The organism is Acinetobacter pollinis (assembly GCF_015627175.1).
GTDB lineage: Bacteria > Pseudomonadota > Gammaproteobacteria > Pseudomonadales > Moraxellaceae > Acinetobacter > Acinetobacter pollinis.
The window spans coordinates 41487-64638 of record NZ_VTDQ01000007.1; the positions used below are offsets into that span (position 1 = coordinate 41487).

Here is a 23152-nt window from a genome sequence, read left to right on the forward strand (position 1 = left end):
TTGTTATCTCCAGTAAAAATCTTTCTTAATTTAATTAAATACTTAAAACTTTTTCGCCACGTGCAATTCCAGATACACCAGAACGCACTACTTCTAAAATTGTATTTTCGGCCAAAGCATCCATGAAACCATCAAGTTTTTCGGCTGTACCTACAATTTGTACGGTGTAGGTTGTTGGAGTCACGTCAATAATACTGGCACGGAAAATATCTGCTGTTCGCTTGATTTCATCACGTGCAATACCCGATGCCTTTACCTTAATGAGCATAAGTTCACGTTCAATATGTGCACTTTCACTTAATGCCACAACTTTGACCACTTCAATCAGTTTATTCAACTGCTTTGTAATCTGCTCAATTTTATGATCATCGCCATAAGTGGTCAGCGTAAGACGTGATAATGTTTCATCTTCAGTCGGTGCAACGTTTAACGTTTCAATGTTATATCCACGTTGACTAAATAAACCAACCAAACGAGAAAGTGCGCCCGACTCATTTTCAATTAAAACAGAAATAATATGTCTCATGACGTACGCTCTCCCTTAGCCAGCCACATATCTTTCATTGCTTGACCTGGAATTTGCATTGGATATACATGCTCAGAGTGTTCTACCATGACATTAATAAACACACACTTATCATTAATAGCCATTGCTTCTGCTAGTTTTTCTTCAAGCTCATCTGCATGATTAATCGTAATTGCAACATGACCATATGCTTCCATGAGTTTAGGAAAATCTGGTAACGATTCAACATATGATTGCGAATGACGACCTTCGTAATTCATGTCTTGCCACTGACGAACCATACCCAATGAGCCGTTATTCAAGCATAAGATTTTTACATTTAAGCCATATTGCTTACATGTAGATAGCTCTTGAATACACATTTGAATTGAGCCATCACCTGTTACACAAACCACTTGCTGATCTGGATGCGCAAGTTTAGCACCCATTGCATAAGGTAAACCTACACCCATAGTCCCCAAACCGCCAGAGTTTACCCATTGACGTGGACGCTTGTATTTGTAATACATCGCACTAAACATTTGATGTTGCCCAACATCAGAAGTAATGATGGCATCGCCATGAGTGACTTTATATAAAGCTTCAATCGCTTGCTGTGGCTTAATCAAATTATTGACAGCAGGTGTATATTTTAAACCATGGTGGTCACGCCACTCATTAATTTGCTTCCACCAATCAGAAATAACATCTGCATTTGGCTTCGATACATCTAACTGCTTTAACTGCGCAAGCATTTCTTGTAATACAGGCTCAACAGCGCCAACAATAGGAACATGTGCCAAAATTGTTTTTGAAATCGATGCAGGATCAATATCAATATGAATAATTTTTGCATTTGGACAGAATCTTGCAGGGCTATTCGTTACACGGTCATCGAAGCGTGCGCCTATTGCAAAAATAACATCTGCATTATGCATTGCCATATTGGCTTCATATGTTCCATGCATTCCTAGCATTCCTAGGAATTGATCGTCTGTACCATCAAAACCACCCAACCCCATTAATGTACTGGTTACAGGATAGTTTAAAAGGTGTGCAATTTCGGTCAATAATTCAGAGCCATTGCCTTGTACCAAACCACCACCTGTATAAATTACAGGGCGTTTGGCACTAATTAACTCATCTACAGCCTTACGAATTTGTCCAGCATGACCACGACTCGGTGGCTGATAAGAGCGCATTTTCACCTTGTCAGGATATTCATAGGCAAACTTATCTACTGGATTCGTTGCGTCTTTTGGAATATCAATAACAACAGGGCCCGGGCGTCCACTTGAGGCAATGTAAAATGCTTTTTTAATAATTTCAGGAATTTCACTTGCATGACGCACTTGAAAACTATGTTTTACAATTGGTCTAGACACACCCACCATATCTGTCTCTTGGAAAGCATCTTCACCAATAAGATGTGACGCCACTTGTCCAGATAGGACCACCATTGGAATAGAATCCATATATGCAGTTGCAATTGGTGTAACTGTATTTGTTGCACCAGGTCCAGACGTAACAAGCACTACACCTGTTTTTCCTGTAACACGAGCATAGGCATCTGCCATATGGCCTGCTGCTTGCTCATGACGGACCAAGTAATGCTGAATTTTATCTTGTCTAAAAAGTGCATCATAGATATGCAGTACGGCACCGCCTGGGTAACCAAAAACCTGCTCAACACCCTCGTCCGCAAGCGCGCGAACGAGCATTTCACCACCAGAAAGAAGTTCCAACGTGATTCACCCTATTGTTTTTCGTACCATATGGGAGACATATAGCACTTTTAATTTTTACACTCACTGTGCTTCTTTATAACACAGCTTTAACGATTAATCTTGCAATAGGAGAAAAGAAGATTCAATGTGGTTTTTTACACACGAAACCTGACAAAACATGCTGGGATAAACATCGTTTTTTTCTAAACATAACAACTCGGCTAGAGCGCATGCCCATTGCTACTACTTTATTTGAAGGGTGGTCAAATGAAGTAGATATATTGAGCATTCTTGTTTTTTCAGCATGAAATGTCAAGACTTCTGCTATTTTTTCGTAATTCTTATCTCAGAATCTGCAATATCAAGAAAATCTCTACCATCTTGGATAGCTTTCAAACACATTTCGATACTTTTTATTTCAAAAAGAAATTTAAAAGAAATTTTTTCCCATTGTCACATAATCCATTTATATTAATATGAGCATTACATCACACAAAAGGCGAAAAAATGATTTTGAGTTTTAAAAAAATGATACATCTCGCGTCTATAGCGACTGTATGTATCGCTCCAATAGCTTCTCATGCACAAAATTTTTATAAATGGACAGATGCCAGTGGTTCTACGCATTACACAACCACACCACCGCCGAAGCAAAAAGGTATTGCAAGTCAGGGTGTTGTTAAAACTTACAACAGTCCATACACCCAAAGCAGTGACTCCAATGCGAGTAACAATAACAATGCGTATGTGCCGAATGACCCTCATGCTCCTGCACCTATGCCGATGACACAACCTATTCCTGAAAATAATGGAGATGAGTCCGAGTTACCACCAAGGTAACTATAATTCATTGGTGAATATGGATAGATTAAAAATAGCTGATAGAATTTATCTCGCAAAATTCACTTTTATGGGCATTTTGCGATATGCTGTACTAACTTTTTAACTCTAATTCGTCATCGATTAAATTTTTATGACTACATCACATATTGACCCTGAATACCAAGCAAATGCGATTGAGCCTAAAGTTCAACAAGATTGGGCTGATCGCAAAGTTTTTAAAGTTGCCGACACTGTTGAAGGTAAACATCGTTACATTCTATCTATGTTTCCATATCCTAGCGGCAAACTACATATGGGGCATGTACGTAACTATGCAATAGGTGATGTCCTGAGTCGCTTCCATCAGCTCAAAGGTGAAACTGTTCTACAACCAATGGGTTGGGATGCTTTTGGTCTACCTGCAGAAAATGCAGCAATTGCGCATAAAGTTGCACCTGCGAAATGGACATTTGAAAATATTGATTACATGCGTAACGAGTTAAAACGACTGGGTTTAGCCGTTGATTGGGATCGTGAAATTGCGACATGTACACCAGAATATTACCGCTGGGAACAATGGTTATTTGTCCAACTTTATAAAAAAGGTTTAATTTATCGTAAACTCTCGACAGTAAACTGGGATCCTGTAGATCAAACAGTCCTTGCAAATGAGCAAGTTGAAAATGGTAGAGGCTGGCGTTCAGGTGCATTGGTTGAAAAACGTGATATTCCAATGTATTACTTCCGCATTACAGATTATGCTCAAGAATTACTTGATGATTTAGATCAGCTAAAAGAAGGTTGGCCACAGCAAGTACTTACAATGCAACGCAACTGGATTGGCCGCTCTGAAGGCATGGATATTACTTTCCCATCTGCCAATACAGAAATCTACGCAGATGGATTGACGGTCTATACCACTCGACCAGATACGCTAATGGGTGTGACTTATATCGCAATTGCCGCAGAACACCCAATGGCTAAAAAAGCAGCCGAGTTACGCCCTGAACTCAATGCATTTATCGAAGAATGTCGTCATGGTTCAGTTTCAGAAGCAGACTTAGCAACAGCTGAAAAGAAAGGTATTTCAACTGGACTTTACGTTAAGCATCCGATTACTGGTGAAGATGTAGAAGTTTGGATTGCGAACTATGTTCTTATGAGCTACGGCTCTGGTGCTGTTATGGCCGTACCAGCACATGATGAACGCGACTTTGAATTTGCGAACAAATTTGGTTTACCTATTAAACAAGTCATAGATGCTCAAGGCGAAAATGATCAACCTTACAATCCAACTGAATGGCAAGATTGGTATGGCAGTAAAGAAGGTAAACTTGTTCATTCTGGGCAGTTTGATGGATTAACATTCCAAGCTGCTTTTGATGCATTTATTGAATTGTTAGCACCAAAAGAACTTGCAAGCAAAAAAGTTCAATTCCGTTTACGCGATTGGGGTGTATCTCGTCAGCGTTATTGGGGTTGTCCAATTCCAATGATTAACTGCGAATCTTGTGGTCAAGTACCTGTTCCTGAAGATCAGCTTCCTGTTGTTTTACCTACAGATGTTGTTCCAGATGGTTCGGGAAATCCACTTGCAAAAATGCCTGAATTCTACGAAACCACGTGTCCAAACTGTGGTAGTGCAGCAAGACGTGAAACAGACACGTTAGATACATTTGTAGAGTCTTCTTGGTACTATGCACGTTATGCATCTCCTGACTTTACAGGTGGCATGGTTAAGCCTGAAGCAGCGCAAACATGGTTGCCTATCAATCAATATATTGGTGGTGTAGAACATGCGATTTTACATTTACTTTACGCACGCTTTTTCCATAAACTAATGCGTGATGAAGGTGTAGTTCAAGGAAATGAACCTTTTACGAATCTTCTTACTCAAGGTATGGTACTTGCAGATACATTCTACCGTGAAGAAACAAGTGGTAAAAAAACTTGGTTCAATCCAAATGAAATTGAATTGATTCGTGATGAAAAAGGCCGTATTACATCTGCTATTTTAAAAGCAGATGGACAGCCTGTTGTTATTGGTGGACAAGAAAAAATGTCTAAATCCAAAAACAACGGTATCGATCCTCAAGCAATTATGAATCAATACGGCGCAGATACAGCACGTGTCTTCATGATGTTTGCTGCTCCACCTGATCAATCACTCGAATGGTCTGATGCTGGTGTAGAGGGTTCAAATCGTTTCTTAAAACGAGTATGGCGTTTAACTGCAAGCTTTTTAGAAAAAACTGCTAATAAATCACTTCAATTAGACAAAGCAACTGTGTCTAAAGATGCACAAGATTTACGACGTAAAACGCACGAAACGATTGCTAAAGTGGGTGATGACATTGAACGTCGTCATGCATTCAATACAGCAATTGCGGCACAAATGGAGCTATTAAACTCAATTACCAAGTTTAATGCAGTGTCTGATAATGATCTTGCTGTTGAGCAAGAATCTATTATTGCTTTACTTACGATGCTTGCTCCATTTGCACCACACTTAAGTCAAACGCTTTTAGCTGAGTTTAAAATTGATTTAACTCAAACAACATTCCCTGTGGTTGATGAATCGGCACTTACACGCAATACACAAACCATCGTTGTTCAAGTTAATGGTAAACTTCGTGGTAAACTTGAAGTTGCAACAGATCTTTCTAAAGAAGATATTCTTGCCCAAGCGAAAGCATTACCAGAAGTACAACAATTTTTAACAGGACCAACAAAAAAAGAGATTGTTGTTCCAAATAAACTCGTAAACCTCGTGGTTTAACAGAAAAGGAAAAAGCATGCACTTAGTCCAACGTCTCTCAGCAGTTATTTTAACTTTAGGCCTAAGTGCAAGCTTAGTGGGCTGTGGCTTTCATCTTGTTGGCCATGGTCCTAGTGCGACACCTCTGGTATATCAACACTTAAAGCTCGATTTACCTTCAAATACAGCAAACTTAGGTGAAAAACTTAAAGTATATTTAACAGGTAATGGAGCTAAATTTGATGACAGTTCAAATGCGTATACCCTCCATGTATTGGACTATCAATATCGTCGTCAAAAACTTAGCGGTCGTGTTGCCGAAGTCATTTTACATTTAGATGTTACATTCCAAATTGAAGACCGCAACGGCACACCAATTACAGAGCCACGCACGATTTCTAGCGTTAAAAGCTACCAATATAATGTGGCTACGGTAAACGTCGATGATAACGAAGAATCTTATCTGAATGACATGCTAGTAGATGACGTAGCACAACAAATGTCACGTCAGATTTCAACCAATCGATTACCTACGATAACAACTGTACAAGATACAAAATAATTGATCATTTGTTATGAAAATTGATTATATGCAAGCACTCAAGCGTACAAATAACGCTTTAGGTGCTTGGCTTATTCATGGTCAGGAACCTTTATTAGAGCAAAACCTACTAGATGAGTTTCGTAAAGAGTGGCGATCTAAAGACATTGAACGCCAACGTTATGATATTCAAAGCGTTCACGACTGGAAAAATGTATTTAATGCTTTAAATAGTTTGTCCCTTTTTTCACAACAACTTGCGATAGAAGTACATGGGAATATTAAGCCTGATGCCAATGGCTTAAAATTACTGAAAGCATTTATTCAGCACAATGAGCAAAATTTACTTGTCATTGTCATGCCCAAACAAGATACACAGAGCTTAAAAAGTAGCTTTATACAAACTGTTGAAGCAAATGGTACATTGGTTTCTCTTCAAGCGAATTACCCTAAAGATCGACAACATATTCTTGAAATAGAAGCAAAAAAACTTTCCCTTCATTTAGAAAATGATGCTTGGCCATGGCTTCTTGAACACCATGAACATAATTTACTTGCAGCAAAAAATAGTCTCATTCGTGTAAGCGATACATTTCCAGAATTGGCCAATGTTGGTATAAAAGAGCTTCATAGCTGTCTACAAGACCAATCGCGTTACTCTGCATATGATCTTAGTGATAGCCTAATTGCAGGTCACTTCGAGCAATCTATAAAAATTTATCAATATCTCATCGCAACAGGCGAACCAAGCACCTTTATTTTATGGGTTATTAGTAAAGAGATGCGATTACTCATGCAGTTGTTTGAACAACCCCATCAAGGTATACAACTGGGCATTTGGAAAACCAAAGTTCATCTTTATCAGAAAGCTTTACAGCGCCTTGATGCACAAGAATTCTTAAATTGGCCAAGCTTACTATTAAATATCGATCTTTCTATTAAAGGTCTCTCAAATCAAAAGCCAGAACTGCTGATATTGCAAGCAATTGGGCAATTATGTGGTAAAGTACTTTTTAGATAAGACTCCCCACTTGCTATGGAATAGTCAGGGGACACTTTTAGAGCAAGAAAATATGATAATACAGCAGTGTCATATTATTTTATTTCTTTTACAACGCCCATTCAGATACAGCTACGTAGCTTTCATATGTTAAAAAAAATTAAATCCGTCAAATTTCTCGTTGTACTTTTTATTCTTCTGATGATTGGCTTTTTAATTTGGCAGTCTTCTAAGCCAAAAGCTGAACAGCCACAGTACATTACAGAAGCTGTCACCACAGGAGATCTAGAAAGTACTGTACTTGCGACAGGAACGTTAAGCGCAAGTAAAATGCTCAGTGTAGGTGCTCAAGTTTCAGGCCAAGTCAAACACATGTATGTGCACCTAGGTGATCAGGTAAAAACGGGCCAAGTCATTGCCAAAATTGACTCTGAAACTCAGGAAAATACGCTACAAAATACAGCAGCCAATATTCGTAGTTTGCAGGCTCAGCGTCTACAACAAGATGCAAAACTGCATGAAGCAACATTAGAATATAATCGTCAAAAAGCAATGCTTGCACAAAATGCAACACCTCGTTCAAGTTTTGAGGCAGCAGAAGCAAACTATAAAACAGCATCTGCACAAATTAAAGTACTCGATGCCCAAATTGAACAAGCACGCCTGTCAGAATCTACAGCAAGAACAAACGTGGGCTATACACGTATTGTTGCACCCATTGATGGCACTGTAGTCGCAATTGTGACGGATGAAGGTCAGACTGTAAACTCAAACCAAACTACACCGACCATTGTAAAACTCGCACAATTGGGTGAAATGACTGTAAAAGCACAAGTTAGTGAAGCCGATGTCATGAAAATTGAGAAAGGCCAAAAAGTATATTTTACAACACTTGGAGATGACCAAAAGCGCTATGCTACATTACGCCAAATAGAGCCTGCTCCAGACTCAATTGCAAGTGACTCAAGCTCTACAAATACTGCTGTTTATTATAATGCATTATTTGATGTACCTAACTCAGATGGCAAGCTTAGAATTAATATGACTGCCCAAGTTTATATTGTACTTAATGCTGCAAAAGATGCCATATTGGTTCCCTCTTCTGCACTAAGTAGCTCTAAAGTTGTTCTCTCTGCAAATGGCATGGCATCTGCAAACTTACAAACGACTTCCCCTCAAACGCGCAAATTAGATTTAAATGAAGCTCAAAAAACACTACTCAAAGAAGGTAAAGCAAGCCTTAATACAGTACGTGTATACAATGGTGGCGATGTTTACTCTCAGCAAGTTCTATTTGGTATTAATAATAGAGTAAACGCCCAAGTGCTTGCAGGTCTTACAGAAGGTCAACAAGTTGTTATTGCAGACAGCAATGATGCTTCTGCTGCAACTGCAAAATCGAATAATAGCCGTAAACGTAGTGGCCCACCACCTATGGGAATGTAATCATGACGAAGCAAGTATTGCTTGAGGTCAACAACCTTGTTCGTGAATTTCCTGCAGGTGAGTCGACCATTCAAGTTTTAAAAAATATAAATTTAAAAATTCATGCGGGAGAGTTTATTGCCATTGTTGGTCAATCTGGCTCTGGAAAATCGACCCTCATGAATATTCTAGGCTGTCTAGATAAGCCTACATATGGTACTTATAAAGTTAAAGGTCAGGAAACTGGTCAGCTCTTGCCAGATGATTTAGCAAAGCTTAGAAGAGAATACTTTGGATTTATTTTCCAAAGATATCAACTGCTCAACGACTTATCTGCAAAAGAAAATGTCGAAGTACCAGCAATATATGCAGGTGTAGATACAACTCAAAGGCAACAACGTGCTAAAGATTTACTCAGTGAATTGGGCTTAAGAGAAAAATTAGATAATCGTCCTAACCAACTTTCAGGTGGTCAACAGCAACGTGTTTCTATTGCAAGAGCGCTGATGAATGGTGGGGATGTTATTCTTGCCGATGAACCAACGGGTGCACTAGATTCTGCCAGTGGCTTAGAAGTGATGCGCATCTTACGTGAATTAAATGCCTCAGGCCATACTGTCATTTTAGTCACACACGATATGGAAGTTGCTCAAAATGCAACGCGTATTATCGAAATCAAAGATGGGGAAATTATTGCAGATCAAACCAATACACCCTCTTCAATAAATACGTCTACTGAACAAGTCACCCAACATCCAAACGAAACAACTGCATTAACCCATAATGAAGATAAAGGGAAAAAGTCATCTTCTTTCTTTTCACTGTTAGATCGTTTGACTGAAGCATTCCATATGGCACTTCTTGCTATGAATGCTCATCGTATGCGTACCTTTTTAACCATGCTTGGTATTATCATTGGGATTGCATCGGTAGTCACGGTAGTCGCTTTAGGTAAAGGCTCACAAGAACAGATCTTAAAAGATATTAGTAGTTTAGGTACAAATACCATTACAGTATTTCAGGGGAAAAACTTTGGAGATAACTCTAAACTTGCCAACGTTAAGACACTTATTCCAAGCGATGCCGATGCACTTGCAACACAGCCCTATGTCAATGCAGTAAGCCCAGTTGTAGGTACATCCAAAATTATACGTTTTGAAGAAACTGAAGCAACGGGTACTATTAATGGTGTTAATCAAGATTTCTTTGTCGTTAAAGGGCTTAAATTTAAAGAAGGACAAAGCTTTGACAACACCAGTGTTCATTCTCGCTCGCAAGATGTAGTCATCGACACCAATACTCAGCAACAGTTTTTTAGTCGCGTACAAAGCCCTATTGGACAAGTGATCCTTCTAGGAAGCGTACCTGCACGTATTATTGGTGTCGTTGAATCTCAAAATACAGCTATGTCTTCTAGCGATACACTCAATGTGTATATGCCTTATACCACTGTCATGAGTCGTATGCTTGGACAATCTAATGTAAGAAATATTGTTGTACTAATAAATAGTCAATATTCAACAAGTGCCGCAGATAATGCGATTGTTAACCTTCTTTCCTTACGTCATGGTGCGCAAGATATCTATACCATGAACAGTGATAGTATTCGCCAGACTATTGAGAAAACAACAAATACCATGACACTATTGGTATCAGCGATTGCTGTCATTTCTCTCATCGTTGGTGGAATTGGTGTAATGAATATCATGCTTGTTTCTGTGACTGAACGTACACAAGAAATTGGCGTAAGAATGGCTGTTGGTGCTCGTCAAAGCGATATTTTACAACAGTTTCTTATAGAGGCTGTTCTGGTCTGCCTACTTGGTGGAATATTAGGTATATTCCTTTCAATGGGGATCGGGCAAGTTATTAGCCAATTCGCAAGTGGTGTATTCACACTCTCCTACTCTACCATTTCTATTGTTGCAGCATTTATTTGTTCAACCCTCATTGGCATTGTCTTTGGTTTTTTACCTGCTAAGAATGCTGCAAAACTTGACCCTGTTGCTGCGTTGGCAAGAGAGTAAGGAGAAAAAGATGAAAAAAAATATTCTCGCTTTTGGTCTAGCTACATTCATTTTAAGTGGATGTAGTGCTTTGGTTAAAACCCCTTATCAGGCACCTGCTGTCAATATTCCTCAAAATTTTCAACACAGCAAACCAAATGCCAAACAAATTTCAATAGATAGTCATGCAGATTGTTGGTGGACACTTTTTGGTGATACCAATTTAAATGGGCTTGTAGAGCAGGTACTTCAGCGAAACAATAATCTAGCAATTGCTGGGCTTACACTGAAACAAGCACGATTAAAAGCAGGACTGGCGGAAAATCAACAAGGCTTACGTGCTTCTGCTTCAAGTGCTGCAGGACATACGTTAAACCTACATACAGGCAATGATCAGTCTCAGGGCTTTTCTTTAAATGGTAATGTAAGTTATGAAGTTGACTTATTTGGGCAATTAGCAAGACAAACTGAAAGTGCACAATGGGAAGCTTTAGCCACAGAACAAGACTTACAAGCCACTGCCCAGTCCTTGGTTTCAACAACTGCTAAACTGTATTGGCAATTGGCTTACTTGCATGAAAGTAAAACTACCGCCGAAGAAAGCCTCAATAACTCTCAAAAACTCTACAAGTTGGTTCATATTCAGTACAAAGCAGGTGCTGTCTCAGACGTAGACTTAACCCAAGCCGCACAGGCTGTACAAAGTCAACAAGCAAACCTAAGCCGAATTGCACAAAGTCTGGTTGAAACACGCACAGCAATTGCTGTATTGCTTCATATTCCAGTACAACAACTCGATATTACAGAACCTAAGCGCCTCCCTCAGATTCACCTTCCTCAAATTTCATCAGGCTTACCTGCAGAAATTTTGTCACGGCGTCCAGATTTAAAAGCTGCAGAATTAAGACTACGTAAAGCACTTGCGACAAAAGATGCAACAACAGCAAGTTTTTATCCCTCTATTAATTTAACTGGGGGATTAGGTTCAAGTAGTACTTCTCTAACACAGCTCCTTAAGAATCCTATACTTACTTTAGGCGCAAACCTCAGCTTACCCTTCATACAATATAATGATATGAAAAAAAATATTGCTATTAGTCAGCTCGATTATGAAAAAGCAATATTGCAATATCGACAAACACTCTACCAAGCATTTGCAGATGTAGAAAATGCTCTTTCTAATCGTACCGAATTAGATTATCAAGTCACAGCTCAAGCCAAAAACCTTGCTCTTTCTCAAAAAGCAGAACGCCTCGTGTTGGTTCAATATAAATACGGTGCAGTTGCGCTAAAAAATGTTTTAGATCAGCAAGAGAATTCTCGTGCCGCACAACTAAGCTTAGTCAATACCAAGCAGAGTCAATACAATGCTTATGTCACGCTTATGCAAGCACTCGGTGGCAGTCCAGTGACACAGCTTCCAAAATAAACAAAAGGGAGACTTGAAAAGTCGCCCTTTTTAATTTCCTATGAATGTTTATTCATCATCCATAATCGCTGGACTCATGCCTACTGTATTAAAGCCAGCATCGACATACATAATTTCACCTGTAATACCAGATGCCCATGGAGAACATAGGAACAATGCAGCGTTCCCAACTTCTTCAATGGTAACATTACGCTTAAGTGGGGAAATTTTTTCGTTTGCATCTAACATTTTACGGAATGATTTAATGCCTGAAGCTGCAAGTGTACGAATAGGACCTGCTGAAATTGCATTTACACGAATACCATCTTGACCTAAGCTTGATGCTAAATAACGCACACCTGCTTCTAAAGATGCTTTTGCCATACCCATAACATTATAGTTTGGCATAACACGTTCAGAACCCTGATACGTCAGTGTTAACAAGCAACCCTGACGAGCTTGTAATAAAGGTTTAGCTGCACGTGCCATCGCAACAAAGCTATACGCACTAATGTCATGTGCTACTTTAAAGCCATCACGATCAGTGACATCTGTAAAGTCACCATCTAACGTATGCGCAGGTGCAAACCCAATTGAATGTACGACACCATCTAAACCATCCCAATGTTTCGCAAGCTCTGTAAATGCTGTTTCAATCTCTGCATCTACAGCAACATCACAAGGGAAAACAAGTTTAGAGCCAAATTTTTCTGCAAACTCATCAACACGCTTCTTTAATTTTTCATTTGGATACGTAAATGCGAGCTCTGCCCCTTCACGATGCAACGCTTGTGCAATACCATAAGCAATAGATAACTTACTTGCTACACCAGCGATTAAAAAGCGCTTGCCTGTTAATAGTCCTTGTGCCATTTATATATTCTCTCATTAAAAACTATGCGTGAAATAATGCCTATTTTGGACATTTTTAGAAATTGCATAAAGCATCTTTTTTCATTTTTTTGATGTTTACACATAAAAAAGTCGCCTTTACAACGATAAAGACGACTTTTGATATTCATTTATACCATGTGATCAATCATCAGATAAAAGACCAATTAAACGTAGAAAAGACGTATACATCCAAACTAGGGTTGCAAGTAAAGAAATTGCACAAACCCATTCAAAGGATTCTGGAGCACGTTGTGCTGCAGCATTTTCAATTAAATCGAAGTCTAGAATTAAATTTAAAGATGCAATAACTGCAACGAATGCTGCAAACCCTATTCCTAACCAGTTACTTTGAAAAACATATGGAATAGATGAACTAAAAATTAATCCCATTACCATCTGTACAACAAAAACAAGTGCGATAGCTAGCGTTGCAGACATGACAACAGCTTTAAACTTTTCAGTTGCACGAATAATTTGAAACTTATACAGGCCAAACAAAGCCAGTGTCGTTACAAATGTTGCAAGAAGAGCCTGTAATGGTGCACCAGGATATTTCATTTGAAAAACAAATGATACACCACCTAAAAAAGCACCTTCGAATAATGCATAAGGAACTGCGAGCATGCGTGATGTATTCGGTTTAAATACAGTAACCAGTGCAATCAATAAACCACCGATCGCACCGACTAAGCTTGCAGCACCTGCCAAAGCGACATTCATTGAAAGTGCACAATAAAAGAAAATTGCAAGACCAACTGCTGCTGCAATTCCCGTAAGTAATACTGACTTCCCAATTGTCCCTTGAATGGTCATTGGTTTTTGATAATCGGCGTAAGTTTCAACGCGTGTTAAAATTGGATTATTACTTTGCATTGTTCCGCTCTAATTTCTAAAGATTAGTGAAATATGTATACCATTTTAAAGCTTTTCAAGTCGCCATCCTATACAGCAACATATGTTTTTGTAACTTCATTTTATTTTTTTATAAATTAAATCGACATGTTTTACAAAATAAAAAGCCCTTATCAAAGATAAAGGCTTTTATATTACTTATTCGTCATTATTCGTAATAAAGAAATATTCTCTATAATATTTTAATTCACGAATTGAATCGCGAATATCATCTAATGCTAAATGAGAAGCTTCTTTTTTAAGACCACTCATAATTTCTGGACGCCAGCGCTTTGCAAGTTCCTTCACAGAGGAAACGTCTAAATTACGATAATGAAAAAACTGCTCAAGTTCAGGCATAAGACGATGCATAAAACGACGGTCTTGGCAAATAGAGTTTCCGCACATCGGTGAAGATTTTGGAGAAACCCATTTTTTTAAGAACGCAATCGTTTGCTCTTCTGCATCACGTGCCGTTAACTGGCTACGACGAACGCGCTCAATTAAACCAGATTGTCCGTGTTGGCGAGTATTCCACTCATCCATGGCATTTAAAATTTGATCTGATTGATGAATAGCAAGTACAGGCCCTTCAGCAAGCACGTTTAAATGATCATCTGTGATAATGGTTGCAATCTCAATGATTTTATCATTATCAGTATCTAGACCTGTCATTTCGAGGTCAATCCAAATTAACCGTGTATCTACTGTGCTGCTCATGAAATCAGTTCTTATCAACTTAAAACATGAATAGTAGCAAATTTATTGCTTCTTGGCTGTAATTGAACCGTGCTTCATGCTATTTTTGCCATCTCTCAACTGGTTTTTATATGTGAATGGCTCTTATCCGTAAACGTCGTTTGACAGAGCAACAAAAGCGTCGAATTCAGAAACAACATCAATCACGTCAAGATGAAATCGATACATCCAACGACCTCGAAGGTCTGGTTGTACAGCACTATGGTAGACAACTTGAAGTTCAAGCACTCTCTACTCCGCTTAATCATCCCGAAAAACCAAAGGTAAAGGACAATGAACCAGAACCATTTTGGAAACCGATTGAAATAGGCAGTGTTTGGCGTTGTCATACTCGTACTAACTTAGAACTTCTCGTTACAGGCGACAGAGTGAAATGGCAAGCAGATCCCAATACGGGATTGGGCATTATTACAGCAATTCATGAGCGTAAGTCCTTACTTACTCGTCCTGACCGTTACCACAAGGTTAAGCCTGTTGCAGCCAATATTAGTTTGATCGTTATTGTATTTGCACCACTACCTGAACCTGCACCAATGCTCATTGATCGCTATTTAGTGGCTTGCCAAGAAGCAGATATTCCAACCCTATTGGTATTGAATAAAGTTGATTTAATTCAAAATGATCATGAAATCTATACACTTGTCGAGGAATATCGACGTTTAGGTTATGAAATCATGCTTACCCAATCTGATGGTGATTTAACTCCTCTCAGAACACGATTAGATGGTGAAACAGTTGCCTTTGTTGGGCAATCTGGTGTGGGAAAAAGCTCGTTAATTAATACCATTGTTCCAGATGCTTCCCAGAAGACCAATATCATTTCAGAAAACTCTGCACTTGGACAGCATACAACTACATCAACGCGCCTTATTAGCTTTGGAGAAAATGGTGCACTGATTGACTCTCCTGGAATTCGAGAGTTCGGGCTATGGCATTTGACAGAAGATGCAGTACTTCATGGTTTTCCTGAAATTTTCCCTCTTATTGGATCATGCCAATTTAGAAATTGTACGCATAAAAATGCAAAAAACTGCGCACTTGAAAAAGCGGCAAACACGGGAGAAATTCTTCCTAGACGTTTAGAAAGTTTTTTACGTTTGTGCGATGAAATTCAAGTCGCAAACCAAAAAACTTAATTTTCTTGGCAATTACCCTTGAACCACGCTTTTTGATCACTATTAATATAAGCTATACTCTAGCTCAATTTTTGATGGTAATAAGGTGAATTGTGGAACGTTGGTTCGAATTCATGGGGAATCACCCCTTTTTATTTGGTCTGCTTGCGGTTCTTATCGTACTGTTTTTCGTAATTGAAGGAAAACGCAATGGCCGCAAAATTTCTCCACAGTCCCTTGGTATTTTGGTGAAAGCACAAAATGCAATGCTGATTGATTTAAGAGATACCAAAGACTATCGCGAAGGTCATATTAGCGGTAGTCGCAATATTCCATACAGTAGCTTAAGCAACCACATCGAAGAGTTACAAACTGAGGGAAGACCGTTAGTTTTCATTTGTAACTTAGGTCAAGTTGCAGGTAGCGCAATCGCGCAAGTTAGCTATGCAGATAGTTACCGTCTGGATGGTGGAATCTCAAATTGGAAAGCTCAAGGCTTACCATTAATTAAAGCAAAATAACGTTTAGCGAGAAGCATTATGGCAAATGTCGTCATCTACTCTACAACAGTATGTCCTTACTGCGTACGTGCAAAACAACTTTTAGAACGCAAAGGTATTGCATATAAAGAAATTAACCTTTCAAACGAAGCGCCTGAAGTACGTGTAGAGCTTATGCAGCGTACCAATCATCGTACAGTTCCACAAATTTTTATTAACGATCAGTTCATTGGTGGATTTGATCAGCTTTATGCATTAGATCGCGAAAGCAAACTTGATGAGCTGGTTAACTAACCAGCTCGATATTAAATAAGGATTTAATAATGACTGAAGAAAAGCAACCACAATTGGCTTTGGAACGTCTATATACAAAAGACGTTTCTTTTGAAGTTCCTGGGGCACATGTTTTTACTAAAGAGTGGCAACCTGAGTTAAACATTAACTTATCTTCAAATGCAGATAAAGTTGATGCAACACACTTTGAAGTTGCACTAAAAGTAATTGTAGAAGCGAAAAATGCGGGTGAAACTGCGTTTATCGTTGATGTAACACAAGCAGGTGTTTTCCTTGTAGATGGTATTGAAGAAGACCGCCTACCTTATATATTAGGTGCATACTGTCCAAATATTTTATTCCCTTTCCTACGTGAAGCTGTAAATGATTTAGTCACAAAAGGAAGCTTCCCTCAGTTATTGCTCACTCCAATTAACTTTGATGCAGAATTTGAAGCGAATATGCAACGTGCTCAAATGGAAGCAGCTGAAGCTGAAGGCAAAGCATAATTATTTTCTAAAGTGAGATAATATCCATTATCTCACTTTTTTATAAAAGCAGATCACTTGGCATATATTGCTGTATTTCTATCTATTATCATTATATTTACATAACAACTAAAATGTAATTCACATATATAATAATTTTTAAGCATAAAATAAAATAATTCTCACAAGAACATGATAATAAAATGAATAAAAATATAAATGCATCACATTTTAAAATGTCAAATGCAAACTTATTCACAATATCAGAAAGTATACATAAAAATATCTCACCACAAGAAATCATTACTCTTTGCAAAAATACTCTACTTTGTGAGGATATCGTCTTTTTAGAATCCATCAACGGTTCTGAATATTCTTATTATTATGATAGTGCTTATGCACTTTCTAAGATAAATGCCATTCAATATATTAAAAACATCCATTTCTTTAAAAAAAATATGCCCTTTTCTTTTTATGTTAAAAATAAAGATCGGCCTTTGAATATAGATAATAATTATCTCATTTTAGAAATAGATAATACCCATATATCTCAAAAAATATTTATCTTTATAAAAGGTAATTTTATAAAGAGGCATATTGTTTACAATAAGAATTTCTCTGTTTTTATGGGATTATTAAAATTATATTTTGCAAACCGTGCTTATTCTCAAAAAAATATTATTGATAATATTAAAGCTGATCCACTTTATAAACAGTTGGCTCAACAGGCACCTGTATTAATTAATATTATTAGTCCAGATTTAAAATTTACTTTATGGAATCAAGAGTGCGAACGACTTTTAGGTTGGAAACATAGCGAATTACAACAAGCAGATAATCAGTTATTAAGTTTGTTCACTAACTTAACAGACTACAATAAAGTAAAAAATTACTTTTTAAGTAGACCTGAGAAATCCACACTGACGGAACTTACTCCCATTTGTAAAGATGGCTCTATGCTTACCACATTGTGGACCAGTATTCAGCTTCCAGATTATTCCTATATTAACATTGGTATCAATGTTACAGAGCAACGTAAATCAGAACAGATACTACAAAAACGTGCAAACACAGATAATCTTACACAATGTCTCAATAGAGTCGCTATTTTTGACCAATTAGAAACGTCTTTAAAAACATGTAAAAACTCTCAAATAGGTTTTTGTGTATTTCTTCTAGATATAGACCATTTTAAAATCGTGAATGACACATGGGGGCATATGATTGGAGATAAAGCACTCCAACACTTCTGCCATATTTTACAACTCAATAAAAAACAAAAAGTACATATAGGACGATTCGGTGGAGAAGAGTTTCTTCTCATTTTGGAAACAAGTTATGAAAATGAAGCAATCGCTTTTGATGAGCAAATTCGGGCTTCTCTTGCAAGTCACCCATTGTATGAAGGCAAAAATAAAATAGAACTAAACTATAGTGGTGGTTTCGTAATGGTGAAGGATGGTCAATGCTCCAAAAATCTACTTCTATCAGATGTAGATCACGCTTTATATCATGCAAAAGAACAAGGTCGTGGTCGAACACTTCAGGCACACACCTCATACTAAAAACTTAACAATTCTCTGGCATAATGAGTGACTAAAGGTCGTTATTATCAAAATATTATTTAAGTATTATTAGAGGCGAAATAGCACATGGCAAAGTCAGTTAATTCTCCAAGTAAGCGCTTCTTAAAACTTGCAAGTATGACAGCCAGTATCGCAACAAAAACTGTATCGAACTCTATTCGTAGCTTTACTGCCGATGAGCAGCATAAAGACCAAGCTAGACATAAACTTTTTCAAGATATCGGAATTCAAATTGCAGATACACTTGGAGAAATGAAAGGTGCTGTCATGAAAGTTGGACAGATTGCCTCTCAATATAAAGATATTTTTCCTCCAGAAATATCTAAAGCAATTGAAAAACTACAGCGCCAAGCACCACCTATGCCCTTTAATGACATTAAAGTGCAAGTCGAAAAAGAACTAAAGCAATCACTCCATGAAGCCTTTTTAGCTTTTGAGGAAACACCTTTTGCTGCCGCTTCCATTGGACAAGTTCATAAAGCACAACTCAAAACGGGTGAACATGTTGTTGTAAAAATTCAGTATCCTGGTGTAGATGAAGCATGTGAAAGTGACCTAAAGCAAATTCGCTTGGCATTAAAAATGATGGGATTACTGAAAATTGATAAAAAACTCCAAGATCAAATTTTTAATGAAATTCAGGAAAGTTTAGCCAATGAACTGAACTATGAAATTGAAGCACAAAATTTAGAAATTGCACGTTCATTTCATGAAAAGTTAGATCCACAAATTATTATCCCAAAAGTCTTTAAAGACTACTCTACTCGTCATTTATTAACACTGAGTCTTGAGGTCGGGCATGATATTTCAACAGCAAGCACATGGAGTCAAGACATTCGAAATACCTTAGGTAGACGCCTTGTAAAAGCAATGGGACAGGAAATCTTTTATCTGAAGCGTTTTCATTGTGACCCTCACCCAGGTAACTTTGCATTTCGAGAAAATGGCGATGTTCTTGTATATGATTATGGTGGTGTGAAAGTCATTTCTTCTTATGTCATTCAGCAATTTAAAGACCTAATTCAAGCTTCTCGTGATGGCAATATTCCTCAATTAGAAACGGCTTTATTTGATTTACAAGCACTCACTGAAAAAGGGAAATTTCCTTCAAACTTATATCATGAATGGCTTGAAGTCTTGCTAAGACCACTTACCCAAAAATATGACTTTAAAGAAAATTCAGCTCACCATGACAGTGTGAAACTGGCTAAACAGTCTTTAAAATATTGGGATTTATTTAAACCATCACCCGATACACTTATGATTAATCGAACGATTTCAGGTCACTACTGGAATATGATTCATTTACAAGTTAATGACAATTTAAGTGATCTATTTGAAGAAATTATTCCTAATCAACATACGAGCTAGTTATTTGTATATGACATCATTTGTTGTAGGATAAGATTTTTAAATTAAATAGGGCAGAAAATGGCACAGCATCTATTAGCACAATTAAATGCAAATACAATCAAATTTATAGATGTGATTTCTTACATTGACCGTCACTATACACATACACCAACAGCTTTCGTGAATGGCGCTCAAAAAAATCAAGCAACAGAAAACCAAGGCAGTGCAAAAGTTCTATCATTTGCAAAACTGCATAAGTTAAATGAGCAAGATACGCTTCAACTATTCGCAGAGCACTACGCAAAAGTTCAAGCAACCCCCAATGAAGAAGACCACCAAAATATCCGTCAATTTATAAAAACAGGATGGAAAGGTGTTTCTTTTGATGGAGACGTACTTCAACCTCGCGTATAAAATATCGGTTTTCGATATGCTTAAAAGCATATCGAAAACAATAATTGATTAAGCACCATGCAACCATTGAAATACTGCCATACCTGCCATCGTACACAACAATGCACCAATCACATGAATCGAAATAACCAACATAGCAGTAGAGATTCTTCCTTGTTCTAGCAAAGTCACAACCTCTAAGGAAAATGTTGAAAACGTGGTTAGACCACCACAAAATCCCGTAATTACAAATAGTTTATAATTTTGACTGAGCTGGCTTTGTGCAAAAAATGCGATTGCAAATCCAATAATGAACCCACCTATCAAATTTACGGCAACTGTTCCCATAGGAATAGATGGATGTAGATTGTTCAGTTTCAAACCAACCCACCATCTAGACCATCCCCCTAAAATTGAGCCTAAAGCAATCGCAACTAATGAATAGTACATATACTCTTCCTATTTTTTATCTTCTATTTAAGCAGAGTACGCATATACCTACGCCCCTGCTATCATCATCAAGGTTACGTAGGCATCATTAGCCATTATTGGCGGTTTTTAAAAGGAAGATACCATTTCCTCTATCTCAAATGACTATATAAAGGTAATTGAAGGAAAATTTCAATTATTTTTGCATAAAAATAAATGAGCACCTTCTCCTGCGATCCTTCCAGTCGCAAAACATGCTGTAAGTAAGTAACCACCTGTTGGCGCATCCCAATCAAGCATCTCACCACAACAAAAAATACCTGATTGTGAGTTTAACTCTAGCATTGGTGACAATACATTTTCTTTCACCCCACCTGCACAGCTAATGGCTTCTTCTATCGGTCGGAACCCTTCAATAGAGATACATAAATTTTTTATTTGAGATGCCATTTTTTCAGGTTGTTGCCATAACTCTTTTTCAACAATCTCACGCAAGAGTGCAATTTTCACTTGGTCTAAACCAGCTTTTCGCCAAATATTTGATAAAGATTGTTTTTTTGTGTGGTTCAGTTTACGAACAAGTTCATCTTCTGAAAGATGAGGCAGTAAATCTAAAAACAATACTTTAGAAGTACGTAATGTACGATTAAGACGATAAATCACACCACTTTCAAAGCCGTAATGTGTAATCACAATATCACCATCGACTTTATGCTGAGATGATGTCCACGCCTGAATACGTTTTAATGGCTGACCAAAAATAGGTTTCATATACTTCGACCAAGAAAACTCAACCCCGACGTTACTGGCAACAAAGGGTTGAAGCTCATGTTGCTGTAACCATGTTTGCCACTGTCCATCACTACCAAGTTTTGGCCAAGATACAGCACCACATGCCAAAACAACTGCATCAAATAATTTCTCAGACTCAATAGGTTGGTTTAGCGATGTATCAATATAAGTAAGTTTTTTTTGTTCGATACCTGTACATTTATGCCGATAATGAAACTGAACACCTGTATTACTTAATCTTTTCAACCATGCACGCAATAACGGCGCAGCCTTCATTTCTAATGGGAAAATACGCCCTGAACTTCCCACATAAGAGGTTACACCTAAATCATCCATCCATGCACGTATCCACTGTGCATCAAACTGAGTAATCCATGGTTTCAACCACTCGACTTGATCATAACGGTGAATAAATTGTGAAAGTTCTTCTGCATGAGAAATATTTAAACCCGTCTTACCTGCCATTAAAAATTTTCTTGCAGCCGAAGGCATTTGCTCAAATACATGAATGTCGTAGTTATATTGACTTAAAACTTCTGCTGCCATTAAACCAGCAGGCCCTGCACCTACAATTGCAACAGACTTTTTACTCATACATGATCCCGACCATTTAAAGGCTCAAACTCATCAAACCGCGTTTTATAACCTTGTGGCTTACGAATAATGAGTTGCTGACACAGTTCACCACGTTGTAAGTATTTCACTTCGAAATGTGTTCTTGCAGAATCACTTGGAATAATTTGCTTTTCATATGGCAGTTGCCATAACTCTTTTAACTGTTGCTCTGCTTCTTCAATATAACTTTCAATATTACTTGCAAGTGTAACTGTGCCTTCATCTGCTAAACGAGAGAGTAAAAGCTCAAAAAATGGCATGTTTAACCAACGCTGTGCAGAATTATGAGGCTCTGGGTTTGGGTAAAGTAAGAAAAACTGCGTCACTTGCTTAGGATAAAGCGCATGTGTAATCCATGGTAATGCATCTGCATGAATATCAATTAGGTTGTTTTTTGGCTGTAACTGTGCCTGTTTATGCATTGCATCGAATTTTTCACGAGTACGTTCAATGGCATAAAGGATCTGTGTTGGATGCAACGTACAAAATTGTAACGCATGCTTCCCCTTTCCCGCTCCAATTTCTACCACAATCGGTTTATTTTCAATAGGTTGGAAATCACGAGGGGCAACCATCCGCTGTGCCTGAAATTGACGAATTTGCATAATCAGATCAAACTAGTAAAAATTGACATAAGTCTAACAAGCGGAAGACTTATTGCCTACTTTTACTCTCATATTTGGATATTTTTTATGACACGCTATATTCCATGTCCACGTTGTGGTGAGCCTGCAAAATGGCAAGAGAATGCATTTCGTCCATTTTGCTCAGAACGTTGCAAAATGATTGATTTGGGTGCATGGGCAAATGAAAGTTATCGTTTACCCACACAGGATGCACCACAGTCAGAATTGTCAAGAGAAGATGACTAA

23 protein-coding genes and 1 riboswitch are annotated in these 23152 nt (G+C 37.8%); of the genes, 15 read left to right on the top strand and 8 right to left on the bottom strand.

The window, feature by feature from the left end:
• Positions 1-34: 34 nt before the first annotated feature.
• The gene (ilvN, locus tag I2F23_RS04650; RefSeq protein ID WP_195771400.1) at positions 35-526 is read right to left on the bottom strand and encodes an acetolactate synthase small subunit; all 492 of its coding nucleotides are present in this window, start codon (positions 524-526) and stop codon (positions 35-37) included.
• A complete protein-coding gene (locus I2F23_RS04655) occupies positions 523-2250 on the bottom strand; it encodes an acetolactate synthase 3 large subunit (RefSeq protein WP_195771401.1) in 1728 nt (575 codons plus the stop codon). The genes ilvN and I2F23_RS04655 overlap by 4 nt, the downstream gene beginning before the upstream one ends.
• Before the next feature lie 489 nt (positions 2251-2739).
• Between I2F23_RS04655 and I2F23_RS04660 the strand changes: the two genes are divergently transcribed.
• From I2F23_RS04660 to I2F23_RS04690, 7 genes are all read left to right on the top strand, one after another.
• Entirely contained in the window at positions 2740-3072 is a 333-nt protein-coding gene (locus I2F23_RS04660; RefSeq protein ID WP_195771402.1) for a DUF4124 domain-containing protein, read from the top strand.
• 133 nt (positions 3073-3205) lie between these two features.
• Complete coding sequence (gene leuS, locus I2F23_RS04665) at positions 3206-5833, top strand: leucine--tRNA ligase (protein WP_195771403.1); 2628 nt, start codon at positions 3206-3208, stop codon at positions 5831-5833.
• Positions 5834-5849: 16 nt separating this feature from the next.
• Entirely contained in the window at positions 5850-6374 is a 525-nt protein-coding gene (locus I2F23_RS04670; protein WP_195771404.1) for an LPS-assembly lipoprotein LptE, read from the top strand.
• A 13-nt stretch (positions 6375-6387) separates the two neighbouring features.
• On the top strand, positions 6388-7374 hold the full coding sequence (gene holA / locus I2F23_RS04675; protein ID WP_195771405.1) for a DNA polymerase III subunit delta: 987 nt from the start codon (positions 6388-6390) through the stop codon (positions 7372-7374).
• A 126-nt stretch (positions 7375-7500) separates the two neighbouring features.
• Positions 7501-8799 (top strand): efflux RND transporter periplasmic adaptor subunit, encoded by a 1299-nt coding sequence (locus I2F23_RS04680; protein ID WP_195771406.1) that lies wholly within the window; start codon positions 7501-7503, stop codon positions 8797-8799.
• Positions 8800-8801: 2 nt separating this feature from the next.
• Entirely contained in the window at positions 8802-10805 is a 2004-nt protein-coding gene (locus I2F23_RS04685) for a MacB family efflux pump subunit (protein WP_195771407.1), read from the top strand.
• A gap of 10 nt (positions 10806-10815) precedes the next feature.
• Complete coding sequence (locus tag I2F23_RS04690; RefSeq protein WP_211140181.1) at positions 10816-12213, top strand: efflux transporter outer membrane subunit; 1398 nt, start codon at positions 10816-10818, stop codon at positions 12211-12213.
• A gap of 48 nt (positions 12214-12261) precedes the next feature.
• Here the strand turns inward: I2F23_RS04690 and I2F23_RS04695 are convergent, their stop codons facing one another.
• The 3 genes from I2F23_RS04695 to orn all read right to left on the bottom strand — a co-directional run bounded on the left by I2F23_RS04695 (position 12262) and on the right by orn (position 14697).
• On the bottom strand, positions 12262-13065 hold the full coding sequence (locus I2F23_RS04695) for an enoyl-ACP reductase FabI (RefSeq protein WP_195771409.1): 804 nt from the start codon (positions 13063-13065) through the stop codon (positions 12262-12264).
• 162 nt (positions 13066-13227) lie between these two features.
• On the bottom strand, positions 13228-13959 hold the full coding sequence (locus I2F23_RS04700; RefSeq protein WP_195771410.1) for a Bax inhibitor-1/YccA family protein: 732 nt from the start codon (positions 13957-13959) through the stop codon (positions 13228-13230).
• A 177-nt stretch (positions 13960-14136) separates the two neighbouring features.
• Positions 14137-14697, bottom strand: coding sequence for an oligoribonuclease (gene orn, locus I2F23_RS04705; RefSeq protein ID WP_195771411.1), 561 nt, complete (start codon positions 14695-14697; stop codon positions 14137-14139).
• A 116-nt stretch (positions 14698-14813) separates the two neighbouring features.
• On the opposite strand from orn, the gene rsgA reads away from it, so the two are divergent.
• The 7 genes from rsgA (at position 14814) to I2F23_RS04740 (ending at position 20465) form a co-directional block, all read left to right on the top strand.
• Positions 14814-15872 carry a ribosome small subunit-dependent GTPase A gene (gene rsgA / locus I2F23_RS04710; RefSeq protein ID WP_195771412.1) on the top strand — a complete coding sequence of 353 codons (1059 nt, stop codon included), beginning with the start codon at positions 14814-14816 and terminating at the stop codon, positions 15870-15872.
• A 92-nt stretch (positions 15873-15964) separates the two neighbouring features.
• Complete coding sequence (locus I2F23_RS04715) at positions 15965-16372, top strand: rhodanese-like domain-containing protein (protein WP_195771413.1); 408 nt, start codon at positions 15965-15967, stop codon at positions 16370-16372.
• A 15-nt stretch (positions 16373-16387) separates the two neighbouring features.
• Positions 16388-16645, top strand: coding sequence for a glutaredoxin 3 (grxC, locus tag I2F23_RS04720; protein ID WP_195771449.1), 258 nt, complete (start codon positions 16388-16390; stop codon positions 16643-16645).
• Between the two features lie 29 nt (positions 16646-16674).
• Positions 16675-17133 carry a protein-export chaperone SecB gene (gene secB / locus I2F23_RS04725; RefSeq protein WP_195771414.1) on the top strand — a complete coding sequence of 153 codons (459 nt, stop codon included), beginning with the start codon at positions 16675-16677 and terminating at the stop codon, positions 17131-17133.
• 182 nt (positions 17134-17315) lie between these two features.
• A complete protein-coding gene (locus tag I2F23_RS04730) occupies positions 17316-18677 on the top strand; it encodes a sensor domain-containing diguanylate cyclase (protein ID WP_195771415.1) in 1362 nt (453 codons plus the stop codon).
• Between the two features lie 87 nt (positions 18678-18764).
• Complete coding sequence (locus tag I2F23_RS04735) at positions 18765-20069, top strand: ABC1 kinase family protein (RefSeq protein WP_195771416.1); 1305 nt, start codon at positions 18765-18767, stop codon at positions 20067-20069.
• Between the two features lie 60 nt (positions 20070-20129).
• Positions 20130-20465, top strand: coding sequence for a HopJ type III effector protein (locus tag I2F23_RS04740; protein WP_195771417.1), 336 nt, complete (start codon positions 20130-20132; stop codon positions 20463-20465).
• A gap of 48 nt (positions 20466-20513) precedes the next feature.
• Here the strand turns inward: I2F23_RS04740 and crcB are convergent, their stop codons facing one another.
• From crcB to I2F23_RS04755, 3 genes are all read right to left on the bottom strand, one after another.
• Positions 20514-20894, bottom strand: a complete 381-nt coding sequence (gene crcB / locus I2F23_RS04745; protein WP_195771418.1) for a fluoride efflux transporter CrcB — start codon at positions 20892-20894, stop codon at positions 20514-20516.
• A gap of 72 nt (positions 20895-20966) precedes the next feature.
• Positions 20967-21033: riboswitch (Fluoride riboswitch) on the bottom strand.
• A gap of 32 nt (positions 21034-21065) precedes the next feature.
• Positions 21066-22259: a TIGR03862 family flavoprotein gene (locus tag I2F23_RS04750; RefSeq protein WP_195771419.1), complete on the bottom strand. Its 1194-nt coding sequence runs from the start codon at positions 22257-22259 to the stop codon at positions 21066-21068.
• A complete protein-coding gene (locus tag I2F23_RS04755) occupies positions 22256-22885 on the bottom strand; it encodes a class I SAM-dependent methyltransferase (protein WP_195771420.1) in 630 nt (209 codons plus the stop codon). Before I2F23_RS04755 ends, I2F23_RS04750 begins: the two co-directional genes overlap by 4 nt.
• Positions 22886-22972: 87 nt before the next feature.
• Here I2F23_RS04755 and I2F23_RS04760 point away from each other — a divergent pair, with 87 nt between their 5' ends.
• The gene (locus I2F23_RS04760) at positions 22973-23152 is read left to right on the top strand and encodes a DNA gyrase inhibitor YacG (protein ID WP_195771421.1); all 180 of its coding nucleotides are present in this window, start codon (positions 22973-22975) and stop codon (positions 23150-23152) included.